The sequence below is a fragment of the Balneola sp. EhC07 genome (assembly GCF_001650905.1).
In the GTDB taxonomy this organism is placed as follows: domain Bacteria; phylum Bacteroidota; class Rhodothermia; order Balneolales; family Balneolaceae; genus Balneola.
Genome location: NZ_LXYG01000017.1, coordinates 400,839 through 416,408, shown reverse-complemented (window position 1 = coordinate 416,408; position 15,570 = coordinate 400,839). Strand labels below are relative to the sequence as shown.

General features: G+C 37.8%; 13 protein-coding genes and 1 riboswitch. Of the genes, 5 read left to right on the top strand and 8 right to left on the bottom strand.

The window, feature by feature from the left end:
* Nucleotides 1-43: 43 nt before the first annotated feature.
* Nucleotides 44-1,216, top strand: coding sequence for a glycosyltransferase (locus A8B79_RS11100; protein WP_066222429.1), 1,173 nt, complete (start codon nucleotides 44-46; stop codon nucleotides 1,214-1,216).
* Here A8B79_RS11100 and A8B79_RS11095 read toward each other — a convergent pair.
* The 7 genes from A8B79_RS11095 to pyrR all read right to left on the bottom strand — a co-directional run bounded on the left by A8B79_RS11095 (nucleotide 1,187) and on the right by pyrR (nucleotide 8,627).
* The gene (locus A8B79_RS11095) at nucleotides 1,187-2,473 is read right to left on the bottom strand and encodes an O-antigen ligase family protein (RefSeq protein ID WP_066222426.1); all 1,287 of its coding nucleotides are present in this window, start codon (nucleotides 2,471-2,473) and stop codon (nucleotides 1,187-1,189) included. The genes A8B79_RS11100 and A8B79_RS11095 overlap by 30 nt on opposite strands.
* On the bottom strand, nucleotides 2,473-3,666 hold the full coding sequence (locus A8B79_RS11090; protein WP_066222423.1) for a GumC family protein: 1,194 nt from the start codon (nucleotides 3,664-3,666) through the stop codon (nucleotides 2,473-2,475). The genes A8B79_RS11095 and A8B79_RS11090 overlap by 1 nt, the downstream gene beginning before the upstream one ends.
* 139 nt (nucleotides 3,667-3,805) lie before the next feature.
* On the bottom strand, nucleotides 3,806-4,864 hold the full coding sequence (gene wecB / locus A8B79_RS11085; protein WP_066222421.1) for a non-hydrolyzing UDP-N-acetylglucosamine 2-epimerase: 1,059 nt from the start codon (nucleotides 4,862-4,864) through the stop codon (nucleotides 3,806-3,808).
* Nucleotides 4,864-5,997 carry a glycosyltransferase family 4 protein gene (locus A8B79_RS11080; protein WP_066222418.1) on the bottom strand — a complete coding sequence of 378 codons (1,134 nt, stop codon included), beginning with the start codon at nucleotides 5,995-5,997 and terminating at the stop codon, nucleotides 4,864-4,866. Before A8B79_RS11080 ends, wecB begins: the two co-directional genes overlap by 1 nt.
* 7 nt (nucleotides 5,998-6,004) lie before the next feature.
* On the bottom strand, nucleotides 6,005-7,057 hold the full coding sequence (locus tag A8B79_RS11075) for a glycosyltransferase family 2 protein (RefSeq protein ID WP_268872942.1): 1,053 nt from the start codon (nucleotides 7,055-7,057) through the stop codon (nucleotides 6,005-6,007).
* 68 nt (nucleotides 7,058-7,125) lie between these two features.
* Nucleotides 7,126-8,076: an aspartate carbamoyltransferase catalytic subunit gene (locus A8B79_RS11070; protein WP_066222412.1), complete on the bottom strand. Its 951-nt coding sequence runs from the start codon at nucleotides 8,074-8,076 to the stop codon at nucleotides 7,126-7,128.
* Nucleotides 8,073-8,627, bottom strand: coding sequence for a bifunctional pyr operon transcriptional regulator/uracil phosphoribosyltransferase PyrR (gene pyrR, locus A8B79_RS11065; RefSeq protein ID WP_066222407.1), 555 nt, complete (start codon nucleotides 8,625-8,627; stop codon nucleotides 8,073-8,075). The genes A8B79_RS11070 and pyrR overlap by 4 nt, the downstream gene beginning before the upstream one ends.
* 164 nt (nucleotides 8,628-8,791) lie before the next feature.
* Here pyrR and sucC point away from each other — a divergent pair, with 164 nt between their 5' ends.
* Nucleotides 8,792-9,997: an ADP-forming succinate--CoA ligase subunit beta gene (sucC, locus tag A8B79_RS11060; protein WP_066222404.1), complete on the top strand. Its 1,206-nt coding sequence runs from the start codon at nucleotides 8,792-8,794 to the stop codon at nucleotides 9,995-9,997.
* 154 nt (nucleotides 9,998-10,151) lie between these two features.
* On the opposite strand, the gene A8B79_RS11055 is transcribed toward sucC, so the two are convergent.
* Nucleotides 10,152-12,557, bottom strand: coding sequence for a TonB-dependent receptor (locus tag A8B79_RS11055; protein ID WP_066222402.1), 2,406 nt, complete (start codon nucleotides 12,555-12,557; stop codon nucleotides 10,152-10,154).
* A 111-nt stretch (nucleotides 12,558-12,668) separates the two neighbouring features.
* Nucleotides 12,669-12,768: riboswitch (TPP riboswitch) on the bottom strand.
* A gap of 88 nt (nucleotides 12,769-12,856) precedes the next feature.
* Between A8B79_RS11055 and A8B79_RS11050 the strand changes: the two genes are divergently transcribed.
* From A8B79_RS11050 to A8B79_RS11040, 3 genes are all read left to right on the top strand, one after another.
* Nucleotides 12,857-13,372, top strand: a complete 516-nt coding sequence (locus A8B79_RS11050; RefSeq protein WP_066222400.1) for a DUF3124 domain-containing protein — start codon at nucleotides 12,857-12,859, stop codon at nucleotides 13,370-13,372.
* Between the two features lie 39 nt (nucleotides 13,373-13,411).
* Nucleotides 13,412-14,677: a M28 family peptidase gene (locus A8B79_RS11045; protein ID WP_066222397.1), complete on the top strand. Its 1,266-nt coding sequence runs from the start codon at nucleotides 13,412-13,414 to the stop codon at nucleotides 14,675-14,677.
* An 81-nt stretch (nucleotides 14,678-14,758) separates the two neighbouring features.
* Nucleotides 14,759-15,406 (top strand): hypothetical protein, encoded by a 648-nt coding sequence (locus tag A8B79_RS11040; RefSeq protein WP_066222394.1) that lies wholly within the window; start codon nucleotides 14,759-14,761, stop codon nucleotides 15,404-15,406.
* Nucleotides 15,407-15,570: the final 164 nt, after the last annotated feature.

Below are 15,570 nucleotides of genomic sequence, written 5' to 3'. Positions count from 1 at the left end.
AAACACTGTTTAGAATCTGACAAGTTTGGAGTATCTTCAGGCGATGAAAATAGCTTTAATTAGTCATCTTTACCCAACAAAACTTTTTCCGCATCAAGGAAAATTTATTCAGGATCAATTCGATCTTTTGAATGAGGATCACAGAAACGAAGTTGATCTGATTGTGCCTACTCCTCATGCTATCCCATATACAGGAAGATGGAAGGCTTCAAAGTCTGAACTTCTTTGTGATCCCGATCAAAGCTTCAGAGTTCAGTATCTTTCTTTCCCAAAAAGAAGGTTTCCCGGTCTTATCCAAAGATCTTTATCTAATCAGATGTTGAGTTTCCTTCAGAAAAAACAATATGATATTGTTCATGTTCACTGGGCTTATCCTGATGGGTTAATTCTCCCTGAACTAAAAAAGGCGGGCTTCAAAACTGTTTTAACTATTCATGGAAGTGATTGGTATCAAACTAAAGACACTCCCGTTTTATCAGAATTGATAAACGAGTCTTTATTTAAAGCCGACAGAGTTCTCTATTCAGGCCCTAAACTTAAACAGGATATTGAAAAGCGATTCCCTGAATTGAGACATAAATCGGACATCATTTATAACATGGTTGATACAGATGCTTATAAGCCTGCATCAAAAACTGAGAAAATAAGTCTTCGTAAAAAACTGAATTGGGATGATTCAAAAACTCATGTATTAACCGTTGGCAGTTTAAGATCAGAAAAAGGCGTAGATCTGCTTGTAGAAACCATTACCCGAAATAAAGCTCTATCCCATATCTGCTTTCATATCATTGGAAATTCTGAAAACACCGGACATTCACATAAGATCTTAAAAAGTATAAAGGAAAATCCTTTTAACAATATTGATTTCATCCCGCCTGTTAGCCCAAACGAGCTAATCAAATACTACCAAGCTTCAGACTTTTACGTTCTTCCAAGCAGACGTGAAGGCTTTAATGTATCTATTCTGGAAGCAGCTTCCTGTGGGTTGCCTTTGGTTTGCACTGATGTGGGCGGCAACAAAGAAGTGATTGACAAAGGAACAGGTATTCTTTCAAACAAAATAAAAGATCTTGACCCTTCGGATATCCTGGCGATGAGCAAGGAATATTCCAGCTACAAACCTGAAAGTTTAAATAAGATCATCAAAGAAAATTACGGGAAATCAATTTTTCAGAATAATCTCTTATCAAACTACGGGCTCAGTTTGAAGAGCTGACTCACTGTCTTCTTCGGTATTTACAAACTTAGAAGCGCAAAAGAGTAACCCGATGTTAATGGTAAGAATACTATGTAATTGCATCCCTCCTAAAAACTGAAAAAATACTAAATAGGCTATAAAGGACGCAAAAAGACCTAGAGATATCGAAGTACTGTAACCTTGAGCATTATATGCTTTTAAGGTATTCCATCCTGTTTTTACAATCTTCCATAGCAGGAACATAAATACCACAAAGCCGATCAATCCAAGTTCAGCTAATACTGTGTAGTATTCATTGTGAGGCTCAAATACACCGCCTACTTCCTGGGGAGGATAATAATTCTGGAACATCGTTGAAAAGCCCTGGTAACCCACCCCAAAGGTGTAACTATCCAGCCACATAAGAATAGCCGTTTCTAATAAAATTAATCTGAATCTTGAAGAATCATCAGACGTTCCCGCAAATATGTCTGCCACTCTTTCTGCCACACTAAACACAACATTACGGACAGAATCACTACCTAAAAATACCAAGCCCGTTACAATTACAGAGTAGAAGAGAAAACTATATTTTTTCTGGTAAATCATAACCAACATTGCTGCTATGAATATTGCAACCCAGGAACTTCTTGAATAGGTAAGTAAAACAGAAAGTATGATGATCCCTGACAAACCATACAGAAACAATCTGTGCTTAAAGTTTTTAGCTTCTCCCATTAAAGCTATTAATAACATTATGGGCATAAAAAAGTTACTGGCAAAAACATTTGGATCAGCCTCAGCTCCTCTTGCCCTTATGATCTTCTGACCTTCGTTGATATAGTTAAATGCAGCAACTTCAGGATTCAAAACATTGTTAACTATATTCTGAAATGCAACTATTACAGCAATACCTATTATGGCATAGCAAACTATTCTAAGTTCTTTTTTAGTGTTTATTGAATTGTAAATAATATACGTTAATCCGATAAGCACTATATACCTTGTCACATAAAACAGACCTTCTGCTCTTTCCGGGCTGTATATTAATGACAAAAAGATAATGGAAAGAAAAAGAAGGTATTCAATCTCCAAACCGTAAAAAGAAAATGACAGGTCCCGATCAGCAATTTTTTTAAAACAAAAGAAAAAAAATGCTACTACCAGAGCAATTTGAAAAACTGTAAGAGGGATGGCGGAACCTTCAGACAGATATACCATCCCGGATAGATATGCCCCAATAATGACGGGGACTATTATTATAATACCATTAAAAGTTTTACTTATGGATATCATTACCAGCTCTTGAGAGAGTCTATAAACCTCCGAACTCTGCTATATTCTTCAGGATTATCTGTTTGTAATGATCTTTTCCATTCCTGAACCAACACGATAATAAGGGAAAGAAACAGTCCAAAAAGAAATGCTGCTATAATTATATATGCCCTTTTGGGGCTAACTTTATACGTTGGAACCAGAGCAGGATCAATTACACGAAGCCCTGAGTTAACTTCTTCATAATTTAGCTTCTGTTGTTCATATTGTGGATAGAGAACTTTATAGATTTCTTCCTGAACAACTACTTCCCTGTACCTTCTCAAATATTCAATAAAAAGTTCAGGGAGTTCCTTAACGGAAAGAAATGAATCATAGGGATCGTCTAAGGAAGAATTACCATTTATAAGCTGATTATACTTTTTCTCCACTTCAGCTTTTTGAAATTTCAGATCGGATATTTTCGAACTGTTTTCACCCAATATTTCTTCCGCATACCCTATTTCAACTTCAAGCTTTACTATTTGTGCTCTCAGATCAGCTATTGCCTGAACTTGTGCTTTAGCTTGTTCTTCCACTTCCAGTATTCCATACCTCGTTTGAAAGCTTACTAAACTATCTTCTGCTATAAGTAATTCTTTTTCGTTTTGATTAAGTCGGTTTTGAAGGAGTAAATATCCGTCTTCAACATTTTTGCGATTTAGATCTTCAATTTTCTCTTCAAGCAGATCATAGTAAAACTGTAAAATATCATATGCTCTTTGTGGCTCTTCATCAGTATATGAAATGGAAATAGATATAATTTGATTAAAGCCTAACCCACCTTCTCTTTTTTCATCTACTAATATTCTATTGTCCAGTTTTTTTCTTAATGCTTCCCGGATATCTGTACCGAATACTTCTTTCAGATTGAAGTTCTCTATTACTTTATCTTGTATTTCTTTACTTCTGATTAAGACTAATGCTTGGTCTGCAGTAATATTTGTTCCATTCACAGAGAGATTAGCCAAACCGCTCAAAATGCCCCCGCTCGAAAAGTTAACTGCGTTACCATCAGTGACAATAAAAGAGACTTCTGACTTATAGGCTTTAGGCCAAATAAAAGCCAAAACAAAGCCTACTATCGTAAGAATGAGAACTATTGAAAGAATTGTTTTTTTTCTTTTTGCAAGAATCGTAGCAAAATCGAGTAAATCTATTTTTTGAGAGGGCATTTTAAAGCTTGTCTTACACTTCCGTTTATATTTTGTCAGTTAAATTAACCAATTAATAGGTGAACCATTTATATAAAATTTCATCTTCTAAAACTTAGAATAATTAGACCAAGTTTAACCTTACATTTTAAATTTATATCTAAATAATATTCTTAATCTCATCAACCATTTTTTGGGCTACATTTTCACCAAATAGATTCCCATGCTTCTCCGGAACAATAAAATTCCGGATCCCATCAGATATGTTATTATTGACGGGATCTATCAAACAATTCCATCCACTTTCTACAGTTTCTACCCATTCTGTTTCACTTCTTAATGTAATACAAGGCACTTTTAATATATATGCCTCTTTTTGTATTCCACCTGAATCAGTAATGATCTTATGCGATCGTGACATCAGATTCAGAAAACCAATATGTCCTATCGGGTTGATGAAAATAAAATTATTCTCCTCAGGTAATTTACTATGATCTATATTTTTATTTGTTCTGGGGTGAACCGGAAATACGATCTTTTTGTCCAGTTTATTAAGCTCTGACAGTATTTCATTTAATAAAGAAGAGTTATCTACCGTAGAAGGTCTGTGTAGGGTAAGCAGATAATACTCTTCGTCTTTTAGATTTAACTCTTCCGAAATAAAAGCTTCATTGTATGTTTGTTCAACAGAATACTTTACGCTGTCAACCATGATGTCACCGGTGTTAATACTTTTACCACTCAAGCCTTCATTTGTTAAATTAAGCATGGCTCTCTCTGTTGGCGCAAATAACAAATCGCTTAAATGATCGGAGGCAATTCTATTCAATTCTTCCGGCATTGCTCGATTAAAGCTTCTCAACCCTGCTTCAACATGAACCGTTTTAACACCTAATTTCGAAGCTACTAATGTTGCAGCTAATGTAGAATTCGTATCCCCAAATACTACTACCAGGTCTGGTTTTTCTTTCAACAAAACTTCTTCGATTCCTACCATCATTGCAGCTGTTTGCTGACTATGGCTACTTGAACCGACTTCTAAATTGTAATCCGGTTGCCTGATTCCTAATTCTGTGAAAAACACTTCAGACATAGCTTTGTCATAATGCTGTCCGGTATGAACTATCACTTCCTTAAAGTGGCTTTTAAGCGCTCTTGAAAATGGAGCTAGTTTTATAAATTGAGGTCTGGCACCTACAACCGTAACAATCTTTTTCATTAATTATTCACCTCACATTTATTCAGAGATCGATATAATCTCAGTAACTTTTCTTCTTCACTCTTCCAATTATACTTACTAAGTATAGCATTTCGTCCGTTTTTCCCCATTTTTTTTGCTTCATCCGGGTTCTCAATTAATTTAATAACAGCATCTGCGATCTCTTCTGTATTATTAGGATTGACTAAAATACCTGATTTATTGTCATTAATAAATCGTTCCCATAGTGGGAAGTCAGATGCTATTACCGGCAACTCTTCCAACATGTACTCAAATAGTTTATTGGGTTGAGCATTGATATGGCTTGGAACAGGGTGAAAAAGTACAAACCCGGCGATCGCATTTTCTGCTATTTTTTTTAACTCTTCTCTACTAAGCCACCCGATAAAATCTACGTATTCCCACCCTTTTTCATCCTTCATTTTAGCATGTAGTGATTCTGGAGAAAATTTTCCACCCAGTTTTAATCGAATTGGATGATCCTGTTTCTTATTAACAATGTACAAAGAGTTGATCATCTCCTTGATCCCGCGAATAAGTGTAATATCCCCAACATAAAACAGGTAGTCTTTTGAAGACTTACTAACTTCATTAATCTTTTCCTGAACTATAGGAAAGTTTTGAACCATAATGGTTCTTTGTGAATCCAACCTGCTCTTTATCTCTGGAGTAACTACAATAACAGCATCAAATTTAGAAACACAATATTGCTCTAGTCTATCGATCCATTTTGAAATTAACGCCCTTAATTTTACAGGAAGCCAGTCTTTAGAAAGCACATCTTTAGGTACGTTTTCATGGACATCATAAATTACTTTATAGCCAAATACTTTTAATAATAGGCCAACTGGTATTAATTCCGGATCATGAAAATGGAATATCGTGTCTTTTCCATAGGCTATGCATTTTAGAAATAGTTTTGGGATAACCTTTAACGGTCTATCAAGCTTCCTTTGAACTATTGGAAGAGAGCAGATATTGATTCCGTTTACAACTTCATCATCTTTATGTTGTATAATAAGATCGACACTAAATCCTGCATTCTTTATAGATGTACAGATTTTGAAGAAAATTCTGGTATCGAATGCAGGGTGTACTGATGACAGCTGAACAACTTTGAGTTTATTATCCAAAACCTAGCTACCAACCCTTTGCCTTAAAAAATTTCGTTTTAATAATTTGGTATCCGTAGCCCATAAAGTGAGAAGTATTCATTATTACCAATACAAAAAAGGCGGAAATTGCTACAAAAACGGGTTTGGGTGCTTCACGTGATTCATTCTTCCAGACCTCATCCTTAAAATAATTCTTCTCTTTAAATGAGATCCTGAACACTTCTAAAAGTAACAAAAACATCACTGCGGATAATATATATATAGATCCAAGCAGACCATTTAACAAAAACTGATCTACCAGTAATAAAATTGTCATTAGCCCAACAAATATAAATGGCGCTTTGCTTCTGAATGGAATTTTCCCATTATGGGCGTTTGAAGTAAGCACCCTCCCTCTCCCATATCTGAAATACTGCATAAAGAGTTGATGAAATCTCTTCCTGGGATAATACCAAAGCTTGATATCGGGACTAATATAAATTTTACCTTTCAAATTTTCCCGTATCCTATAATTGATCTCGGCATCTTCATTGGTATAGTTAGATTCCTTAAATCCTTGTAACGCCCTAAGATCTGAAGTCCAAAAACACCCCATCGGAACCGTATCTGAATAACCTTCATAGTCCGGATTATAATGTTTTGCTCCTCCATTGCCCATTACACTTAGCACTGAAATTGCTGTGCCTGCTTGCACTAAATTAGAAGCCAAAAATCTAGCAGCACCGCCGGCATTCTTTATATTTGGCCGGTTCAGGTTTTCAACACACTTTTCTATATAATCCCTCGCATAATCACAATGCGCATCGGCACGAACAAATATTTCGCCCTTCGCTTTCGCGATCATTCTATTTAGACCATAAGACTGAAACTGATCCGGATTTTCAATCAATTTAACTCTGTTATCTTTTTTAGAAATTTCTTCAACTATTTCTCTCGTTCTGTCTGTACTTTGGCCGTCGGCTACAAGTATTTCAATAACATTTGAGTATGAATTTTCTATAAATTCATTTATGATTCTTTCAATATGATCTTCTTCATTATACGCAGGTATTCCTACCGTAACTGAAGGGTTATTAATACTGATATGATCTGCTGATGTGCTGATGATGCCTTTATTTAGTTCTTAATTTCTATAATAAGAAAATATCAAACCCTATTCCCGCCACTCAGCAAATAAAGCACTGCCATTCTTACTGCCACACCATTGGTAACCTGATTGAGGATAATGGCACGATCACTATCAGCAACTTCGCTTTCCATTTCAACTCCGCGATTGATCGGCCCGGGATGCATGATCTTAAAGTCCGGATATTTTTCTAAATGTGAGAGTTTGATTCCAAACCTTTCATGGTATTCTCGTAGCGATGGAAATAATTCCGTCCCTTTTCCCTGTCTTTCAAGTTGGATTCTCAATGCCATGGCGATATCGCACCAAGCCAGTGTCTCTTCCAAGTTATGAGAAACCGTAACCCCAAGATCTTCTACAAAAACCGGCATCAGTGTTTTGGGACCGCAAATTACAACTTCAGCACCGAGCTTTGTTAATCCGATTATATTGGACCTAACTACTCTGCTGTAAGCAATATCCCCAATAATGGCGATCTTCTTTCCTTTCAGCTCCGGATGAATTTGTTGCATGGTAAACATATCCAGCAACGCCTGAGTAGGATGTTCATGAGCTCCATCTCCTGCATTCAAAATAGCAGCATCCACACATTGAGTTAAAAAGTGAGGAACTCCCGGACTTTCATGCCGAACCACCACCATATCAATTTTCATGGAACTGATATTCTGTATTGTATCTTTGAGTGACTCTCCTTTCTTTGTGGAAGAAGTGCTCGCCGAAAAATTTACTACATCGGCCCCCATTCTTTTCTGTGCAAGCTCAAAAGACAAGCGTGTTCTTGTGCTGTTTTCGTAGAAAAGATTAACGATGGTTTTGTCTCTGAGAGTCGGGACTTTCGGTACAGGTCGATCCAGTATTTCTCTGAAATATTTAGCCTGTTCCAGCACAAATCGAATATCATCAGCGGAGTAATCTGCCAATCCCAGAAGATGTTTTTGAGTGAAGTTATATTTTTCCAGATCTACGCTCATATATCTTCCTCCATATCTACTAAATACACGGCATCCTCACCATCAAACTCCTGAACTTTTACTCTGATCTCTTCATTCTCATGAGTTGGAACATATATTCCTGTAAAATCTGCTGCTACAGGCAATTCCCTATGACCTCGATCTACCATGCAACAAAACTGAATTTTTCTGGGTCTTCCGTATGCCATCAAAGCATCCATGGCCGAACGAACTGTTCTTCCGGTGTACAACACATCATCCACTAACATGATGTCTCTGTCGTAGAGATCAAAAGGAATTTCTGTTATCTGTACTTCCGGCATTTTGAGTTTTGAGCGAAAATCATCCCGGTAAAAAGTCACGTCAAGCACTCCGAAGTCGATATCTATATCAAATTCCTGTTTGATTACTTCTACAATACGGCGACCTATGTAAACGCCCCGGGTTTGCATGCCGACAATGGCAAGCCTGGTTGGGTCTTCATAAGATTCAAGGAATTGATGTGCAAACCGCAAATAAGTGCGATTCAGGTCTTCCTCGGTCATGATCTGTGCTTTCTGCAATGGATCCATAGATTTTAAAATTCACCCAAATTTAAGCCACATTCAACTCAAATCACAACCTTTTGTGAAATGAAATAATCGAACATTTCATTTTCTTTCCTTTAGCTCCTATTCTCCCTATTTTAGAAGTCTTGAAAAATCGCTTTTTTAACACTTAAAAAGAATACTGTTACATGAAAATCCACGAGTATCAAGCTAAAGAAATTTTAAAAGAATACGGAGTTGCCGTTCCTGATGGAATTGCTGCCACTACCGTTGAAGGCGCCGTTGATGCCGCTAAAAAAATGAAAGAAAACGGAGCTTCACTTTTTGTTGTAAAGGCTCAGATTCATGCCGGCGGACGTGGAAAAGGACGCACTAAAAAGAACGATGCAAAAGGCGTTATCCTGTGCAAAACTATTGATGAAGTTAAAGAAGCTGCTGAATCTCTTTTAGGCGATGTACTTGTTACTATCCAAACCGGAGAAGAAGGACAACTTGTTCAAACCATTTATGTAACGGATGGTGTTGACATCAAAAAAGAATTTTATGTAGGCGTGCTACTTGATCGCGCAGTTAGTAAAAATGTGATCATGGCTTCTACCGAAGGTGGAGTTGAGATCGAAAAAGTTGCTGAAGAGACTCCTGAAAAGATCATCAAAGAATGGATAGAGCCGGGTATGGGACTTCAGGTAAATCAAGCTCGTCGTATTGCTTTTTCACTTGGTTTAGAAGGCAAAGCGCTTAAATCCTGCATTAAGTTCATCATGGCTTTGTATAAGGCGTATGAAGAAACTGATTCTGATATGTTCGAGATCAATCCATTGATCGTAACTCCGGATGACGAAATTTTCGCTCTGGATGCTAAAGTGACATTTGACGGAAACGCATTGTACCGTCATCCTGAACTGGCTGAATTGAAAGACGAAGCTGAAGAAGATCCTGCAGAACTGGAAGCTTCTAAGTACGACCTGAACTACATCAAACTAGACGGAAACGTAGGTTGTATGGTTAATGGCGCCGGACTTGCAATGGCAACTATGGATATTATTAAACTTTCAGGTGGTGAACCTGCTAACTTCCTTGATGTTGGTGGTGGAGCTAATGTTGAAACTGTTAAAAACGGATTCAGAATTATTCTGGAAGATAAAAATGTGAAAGCGATTCTGATCAATATCTTTGGTGGAATTGTTCGTTGCGACAGAGTTGCTAACGGAGTTATTGAAGCTGTTAAAGATCCTGAGATCGCTGAAAAAGTAAAGAATGTACCGATCATTGTTCGTCTTCAGGGAACCAATGCTGAAGAAGCTAAAGAGATCATCGACAATTCAGGAATGAATGTGATTTCTGCTGTTCTTCTTAAAGAAGCTGCAGAAGCGGTTTCTAAAGTAATGGCTTGATCTAAATACATTACAGATAAAGAATTCATAAAAAAGCCCGGCTCATTGAGTCGGGCTTTTTTTGTTCTGTTTGAATCTGTCATCGTTTATTCCCCACCCGTAGGGGCAATTCATGAATTGCCCCTACGGGTGGGGACGATATTTTTAAACTATTCTAAAACTCCCACTTCACTTGTAGCAAGAAATTTCTTCCGGCTTGCGGGTAATAGTAATTGAATCGTTGTTCTCCGCCAAATACATAGCCAAATGTATATCCATTGGTTTCATATTTCTCATCCAACAAGTTGTTGATCATCAAATTTGCAGTGATTCCCTTTGCAAAACTCAGGTTCGTAAATGCATAACTGATTCTAAGATCATTCACTAAATAGGGGTCGATTGAACGAGCATCATTTTGAGTGTTGTCCAAATACTGCTTAGAAACATATTTCGTGGTCAGTTCGGTTGTCAAACCATTCTCCGAAAAACCCAGAATTGAATTAGCAATGATACTTGGTGAAAGCGCTATATCAGTATCTGAATAGTTTCTTTCGATCTGACCACCATTATCATAATCGTCTATAAACTCATTATAATTTTCGATCTTATTTCTGCTGAATGTAGCGTTAGCAGCCCAACTAAAGTTTGATGTTATGGAAACACCACCTTCCAATTCTATTCCCAATCTAGAACTATTCGGTACGTTTTCCCGAACTACTCCGCCAACATCATTGATCTGTCCGGTAACGACTAGCTGATCTTCGTACAACATCGCATATCCGTAAGCACCCACAAAGAATTGCCCGAAATCTCCACGATATCCTGTTTCAACATTATACAGCGTTTCCGGATCTGGGCGACTTGCTGCTGATGACTCTACATACTCATCACGAGTGGGTTCCTTACTTGCTATCCCAAAAGATGCAAATAGACGATTTCCATCATTCACAGTGTAACTCAACCCGAATTTAGGATTGAAGAAAGTGAGGTTATCTGTATCTCTGATATCAACTACTGTATTATTCTGAATGTCGATTCCGTCAAATTCATAGCTAATTGTACGAACCTGAAGATCCAGATATGAACTTAGATTCTCATTAAAAAAGTACTGCGCTTTACCGTATACATTAGCATCTGTTTTGATCGCATTGTTATCGTAATAACGATCTTCAAACTCACTGTTTCCTGCAAATCTCGCCCAGATAACTTCTCCAAAATGGTCACCGTCATATTTGTTTAATCCTCCACCAAAAGTCAGGTTCCAGCTTGTAGAATGAGTGTACTTTGTTGAGAATACCATTCCGTAGAAATCATTATCCAACCATCTTCTCCGAATCAGGTCTGATTCGGTTGGGTCGCCTGGATTAGCTGGAGTAATACCATAGTCTGCGAGATCTTCTCCGCCTTTGTATTCCTCATAATAGCCAGCACCTTTTGTGTAATGAAGCGAAGTATTCAACGACCAATTATCTTGCAGATTATAAGAGTAATGTAATTGGTAATAATCCTGTCCATAATCATCTACCTGATTTTGATAAGGTGATCCTGATTTTTCCATTCCGGCTTCATTGAAAGTACGGTTTCCACTTTCAAGTACACTTTCCTCAACGCCGTACCATGCTTGATAGGTAACCTCGTCACCGGAAAAAATGTCCGCTTTTAGCAAGCTTCTTTTCCCTCTTTTTGAACCGGAAAGGTAAAATGAATTCAGGTCCGAAGAAGCTCGATCTATAAAACCATCCGAAGTGATTTGAGATAATCTTCCTTCAAAACTCCAACCGTTTTTCATCAAGCCTGAGCCTAACTGAATATTGGCTTTACGAGTATTGAAAGAACCCACGCCCGTATTTATTTCTGCATAAGGATCTAAACTATTACTACTGGTTTGTAAATTGATCGACCCTCCAAAAGCTGCAGCACCATTTGTGGATGTCCCAACCCCACGCTGTACCTGAATGTTATCAATGGAAGAAGCAATATCCGGCAGGTTCACCCAAAACACACTGTGTGATTCTGCATCATTTACCGGAATTCCATTTATGGTCACGTTAATTCTAGCCGGATCAACGCCTCTGATCCGAATTCCCGTATATCCAATTCCGGCTCCTGCATCTGAGGTCACAACAGTAGAAGGAGTCAGATTTAACAAGTAAGGTACATCCTGACCAAGGTTCCTTTTTTGTATTTCTTCCTTATCAAGGTTTGAAAAAGTAACCGGAATGGATTCATCCACTCTTGTGGCTTCTACCAGAACTTCGTCGCTAACATAAGTGTCCGGAAGCAACAGAATTTGCAGACCTGACTGACTTCTAACAACAGTTACAGTTTTAGTTTTGAAACCGGTGAAACTGATTCTTAATGACCTATCTTCGCCATCTAAAAGATCGATCTCAAAAGAACCGTCTGTATTTGTGGATACTCCGTTAGAGGTTCCGGTTTGTAGAACAGTGGCTCCGATCAAAGGTTCTTTTGTCTGAGCTTCCAGTACTTTCCCGGAAATTTGAATTTGTGCTGCTGCAAAAGTTGACAGCATGGTGATTAGGATCGCCACCATCAGCGATGATTTGATTAGTTGAAACATAGTTCCTCTTCTTTAGGAATGCCGGGTAGCCGTAGTTTTAGATTTGGCGTCGCGACAAAAATTATAAGTTTATTTAAAAAAGAGGAGGCGAAACAAGCGCATCTTAAAAATAGATAAGCGAACAGGTTTTCCTCCGCCGGTATTACCCGGATCAGGTAGTAGGGTGTGATCTCAGCCTTTGCACTTTGCAAAAGCACCCCTAACCTTTGTAGTTAAACTACGGTTGTAAAACTACGCACTATTTCATCAAAACACGAAAAAAACTGTTAACTTTACCCATTAATCCTAAGGCTCCTGATATGAAACAAATTCGACCAATTTTACTTTTGATTGCATGTGCATTAACTAGCTCTTGTGAACTGAAAAAAGAGATGAGCTCCGTTAATCCGACTAATTGGGACAAACGAGCTGCAGATATTTCGCGACTAAATAACCTTGAATCTGGGAAAACATATCTATCTGTTTACTCTCAAATTTATAGTCGAAATGAGCACCGCACTCATGACCTTACGGTAATAATAAGTATGAGAAACTTAAATCCTGCTGATACCATTTATATCAAAAAAGCCGAATACTTCGATAGTCAAGGAGCTTCTATCAGGTCTTACTTTGATAAACCAATATATCTTGCCCCTATGGAAACAGCGGAAATTATAATCGATGAGAGTGACAAAACCGGTGGACCAGGAGCAAATTTTTTATTCGATTGGGGAGTAAAAAGTACTTCAAATAGTCCACTTTTTGAAGCTATCATGATATCTACTTCCGGACAACAAGGACTTTCATTTACCACGCAAGGCGTGGAACTACACTAATGCCTTTTACATCTAATTAATATCGCAAAACGAATTTCTATGAAACTTAAAATACATTCCACCTCTGCATTTTTGATTCTTTCAGCACTCACATTTTTTGTTGCGTGCAATAATCAATCCGGAGACATTACTCCCGCTGATATTGAAAAGCACATTACCTTTTTGGCAAGTGATTCTCTACAAGGTCGCGAAGCCGGTTCCGCTAACGAAGCTATTGCAGCAAACTACATTGCCGATCATTTCCGGGATTTTGGTTTGGAACCCGCAGGAGATAACGAAACCTACTTTCAGGAATTCACCATTAATACCGCAGTGTTGAGAAATCCACATGCAGGAGATGATGCTGAAGGAGAAAAATTACTTTCCAAAAATGTGGTTGGTTTACTACAAGGAACCGGGAACTCTGATGAGTTGATCATTATTGGAGCGCATTACGATCATTTGGGATTCGGAGAATTCGGCTCCTTATACCGCGGAGAGGAAGAACGCATTCACAATGGCGCTGATGATAATGCTTCGGGAACTGCCGGAGTGCTGGAACTGGCTGAGTATTTCTCTGCAAATCGACCAAAGAAAGATGTTTTGTTTCTGGCTTTTTCAGGCGAGGAAATGGGTTTACTAGGCTCTGCTTATTATGTAGATAATCCAACAGTAGATCTGGAAAACGCTCTTGCTATGATCAACATGGATATGATCGGTAGAATGGTTGATAAAAAATTGATGATCTTCGGAATCGGAACCGCTGAAAACTGGACAGCCATCATAGATTCTGCCAATACCGGAGATCTGGATCTGAATTTGGTAAAAGACGGAACCGGAGCAAGTGATCACACCAGTTTTTATTATAAAGATATTCCCGTGCTTCATTATTTCACGGATACACATGCCGATTACCACCGACCTTCTGACGACACCGAGTATATAAATATGAATGGCACAGCTTTGGCACTTCATCATTTAGTGCGGGTAATGGTGCAACTGGATGAACTACAAAAAGACGAACTGGCTTTTGTGGAGGCTCCGGGTGAACAACGTCAGTCTATGAGTTTAGAAGGACCAACCTTAGGCGTGCTCCCGGATTACGGCTATGAAGGTGAAGGAATGAAGATCACGGGTGTAACTAAAGGTCGTGCAGCTGCAAACGCCGGGGTACAAGGCGGAGATATTATTGTAGGAATTGCCGGTGAAGAACTTGCCGATATTTACGCCTACATGACCATGCTCAACAAACTCAAAAAAGGGCAATTGACTACAATTACTGTTTTGCGTGATGGCGAAAGAAAGACGATGGATTTGGAGTTGTAGGATTGGATGTAATGCAAACAAATAAATAAACCAATAGTTTGTATAGAATATGTTACAGTGGTGATACTAAAATAAAATACTATGTGTAATATCACGATAATTTCATCATTCCATAAAAACTATGGAAAATGTAATCCCAATGAATTGCTAAAAATCATTGAGAGTTTTAAACCAGAAGTAATATTCGAAGAGCTAGATAAAAAGACTTTTAGAGAGATATATGTTAATGCAAACACACCCGTTTCAAATGAAGCAATAGCTATTAGTTACTACTTAAAAAAACATCCTATTGAACACATTCCAGTTGACACTTATCAATTTGATTTTAGTAAGTTATTTAGTGGGGCTGAACAAATTAGTCTAATCAATCAAGAATATTCAAATTTATGGAAACAGCACGCCTCTTTTATAAAAAAGTTTGGCTATGAATATCTCAACAGCGATGATTGCTTTAAAATCGTACAAAGAATAAAGACATTAGAACAAAATGCATTAGTTGGAATAAATGATAAAAAACTTTCAAATAGTTATGAAACTGAACTCTTGATTAACGAAAAAAGAGAACTTGAGATGCTTAAAAACATCTATGACCATTGTATGAAATCACCAATTTCTAAAGGAATTTTTATCTGCGGTGTTGATCATATACATGGATTTAAGGGAAAGCTTACGGATTTCAAATTAAGTGAGAATATCAATATCGAATGGAATTTCTTCATAGCAAACTAAATCTATAATAGCTTAACGCAATTCCGAAAGAATAAGAGGCGCGTTAACCTCGTTTCGTGACCCTGCTGCGAAATATGGTGCGGCAAGCTCCTGCCTCCATAAGGCGGAGTTTCAGCTCTGCATTCCTAACAAGACGTTTGTAACGAGGGGATGAACAAATCCTA

Excerpts from the sequence above, each read along its gene's own strand:
- A8B79_RS11100 (WP_066222429.1), top strand. The coding sequence starts at position 44 with ATGAAAATAGCTTTAATTAGTCATCTTTACCCAACAAAACTTTTTCCG.
- A8B79_RS11095 (WP_066222426.1), bottom strand. The coding sequence starts at position 2,473 with ATGATATCCATAAGTAAAACTTTTAATGGTATTATAATAATAGTCCCC.
- A8B79_RS11090 (WP_066222423.1), bottom strand. The coding sequence starts at position 3,666 with ATGCCCTCTCAAAAAATAGATTTACTCGATTTTGCTACGATTCTTGCA.
- wecB (WP_066222421.1), bottom strand. The coding sequence starts at position 4,864 with ATGAAAAAGATTGTTACGGTTGTAGGTGCCAGACCTCAATTTATAAAA.
- A8B79_RS11070 (WP_066222412.1), bottom strand. The coding sequence starts at position 8,076 with ATGAGCGTAGATCTGGAAAAATATAACTTCACTCAAAAACATCTTCTG.
- pyrR (WP_066222407.1), bottom strand. The coding sequence starts at position 8,627 with ATGGATCCATTGCAGAAAGCACAGATCATGACCGAGGAAGACCTGAAT.
- sucC (WP_066222404.1), top strand. The coding sequence starts at position 8,792 with ATGAAAATCCACGAGTATCAAGCTAAAGAAATTTTAAAAGAATACGGA.
- A8B79_RS11055 (WP_066222402.1), bottom strand. The coding sequence starts at position 12,557 with ATGTTTCAACTAATCAAATCATCGCTGATGGTGGCGATCCTAATCACC.
- A8B79_RS11050 (WP_066222400.1), top strand. The coding sequence starts at position 12,857 with ATGAAACAAATTCGACCAATTTTACTTTTGATTGCATGTGCATTAACT.
- A8B79_RS11045 (WP_066222397.1), top strand. The coding sequence starts at position 13,412 with ATGAAACTTAAAATACATTCCACCTCTGCATTTTTGATTCTTTCAGCA.
- A8B79_RS11040 (WP_066222394.1), top strand. The coding sequence starts at position 14,759 with ATGTGTAATATCACGATAATTTCATCATTCCATAAAAACTATGGAAAA.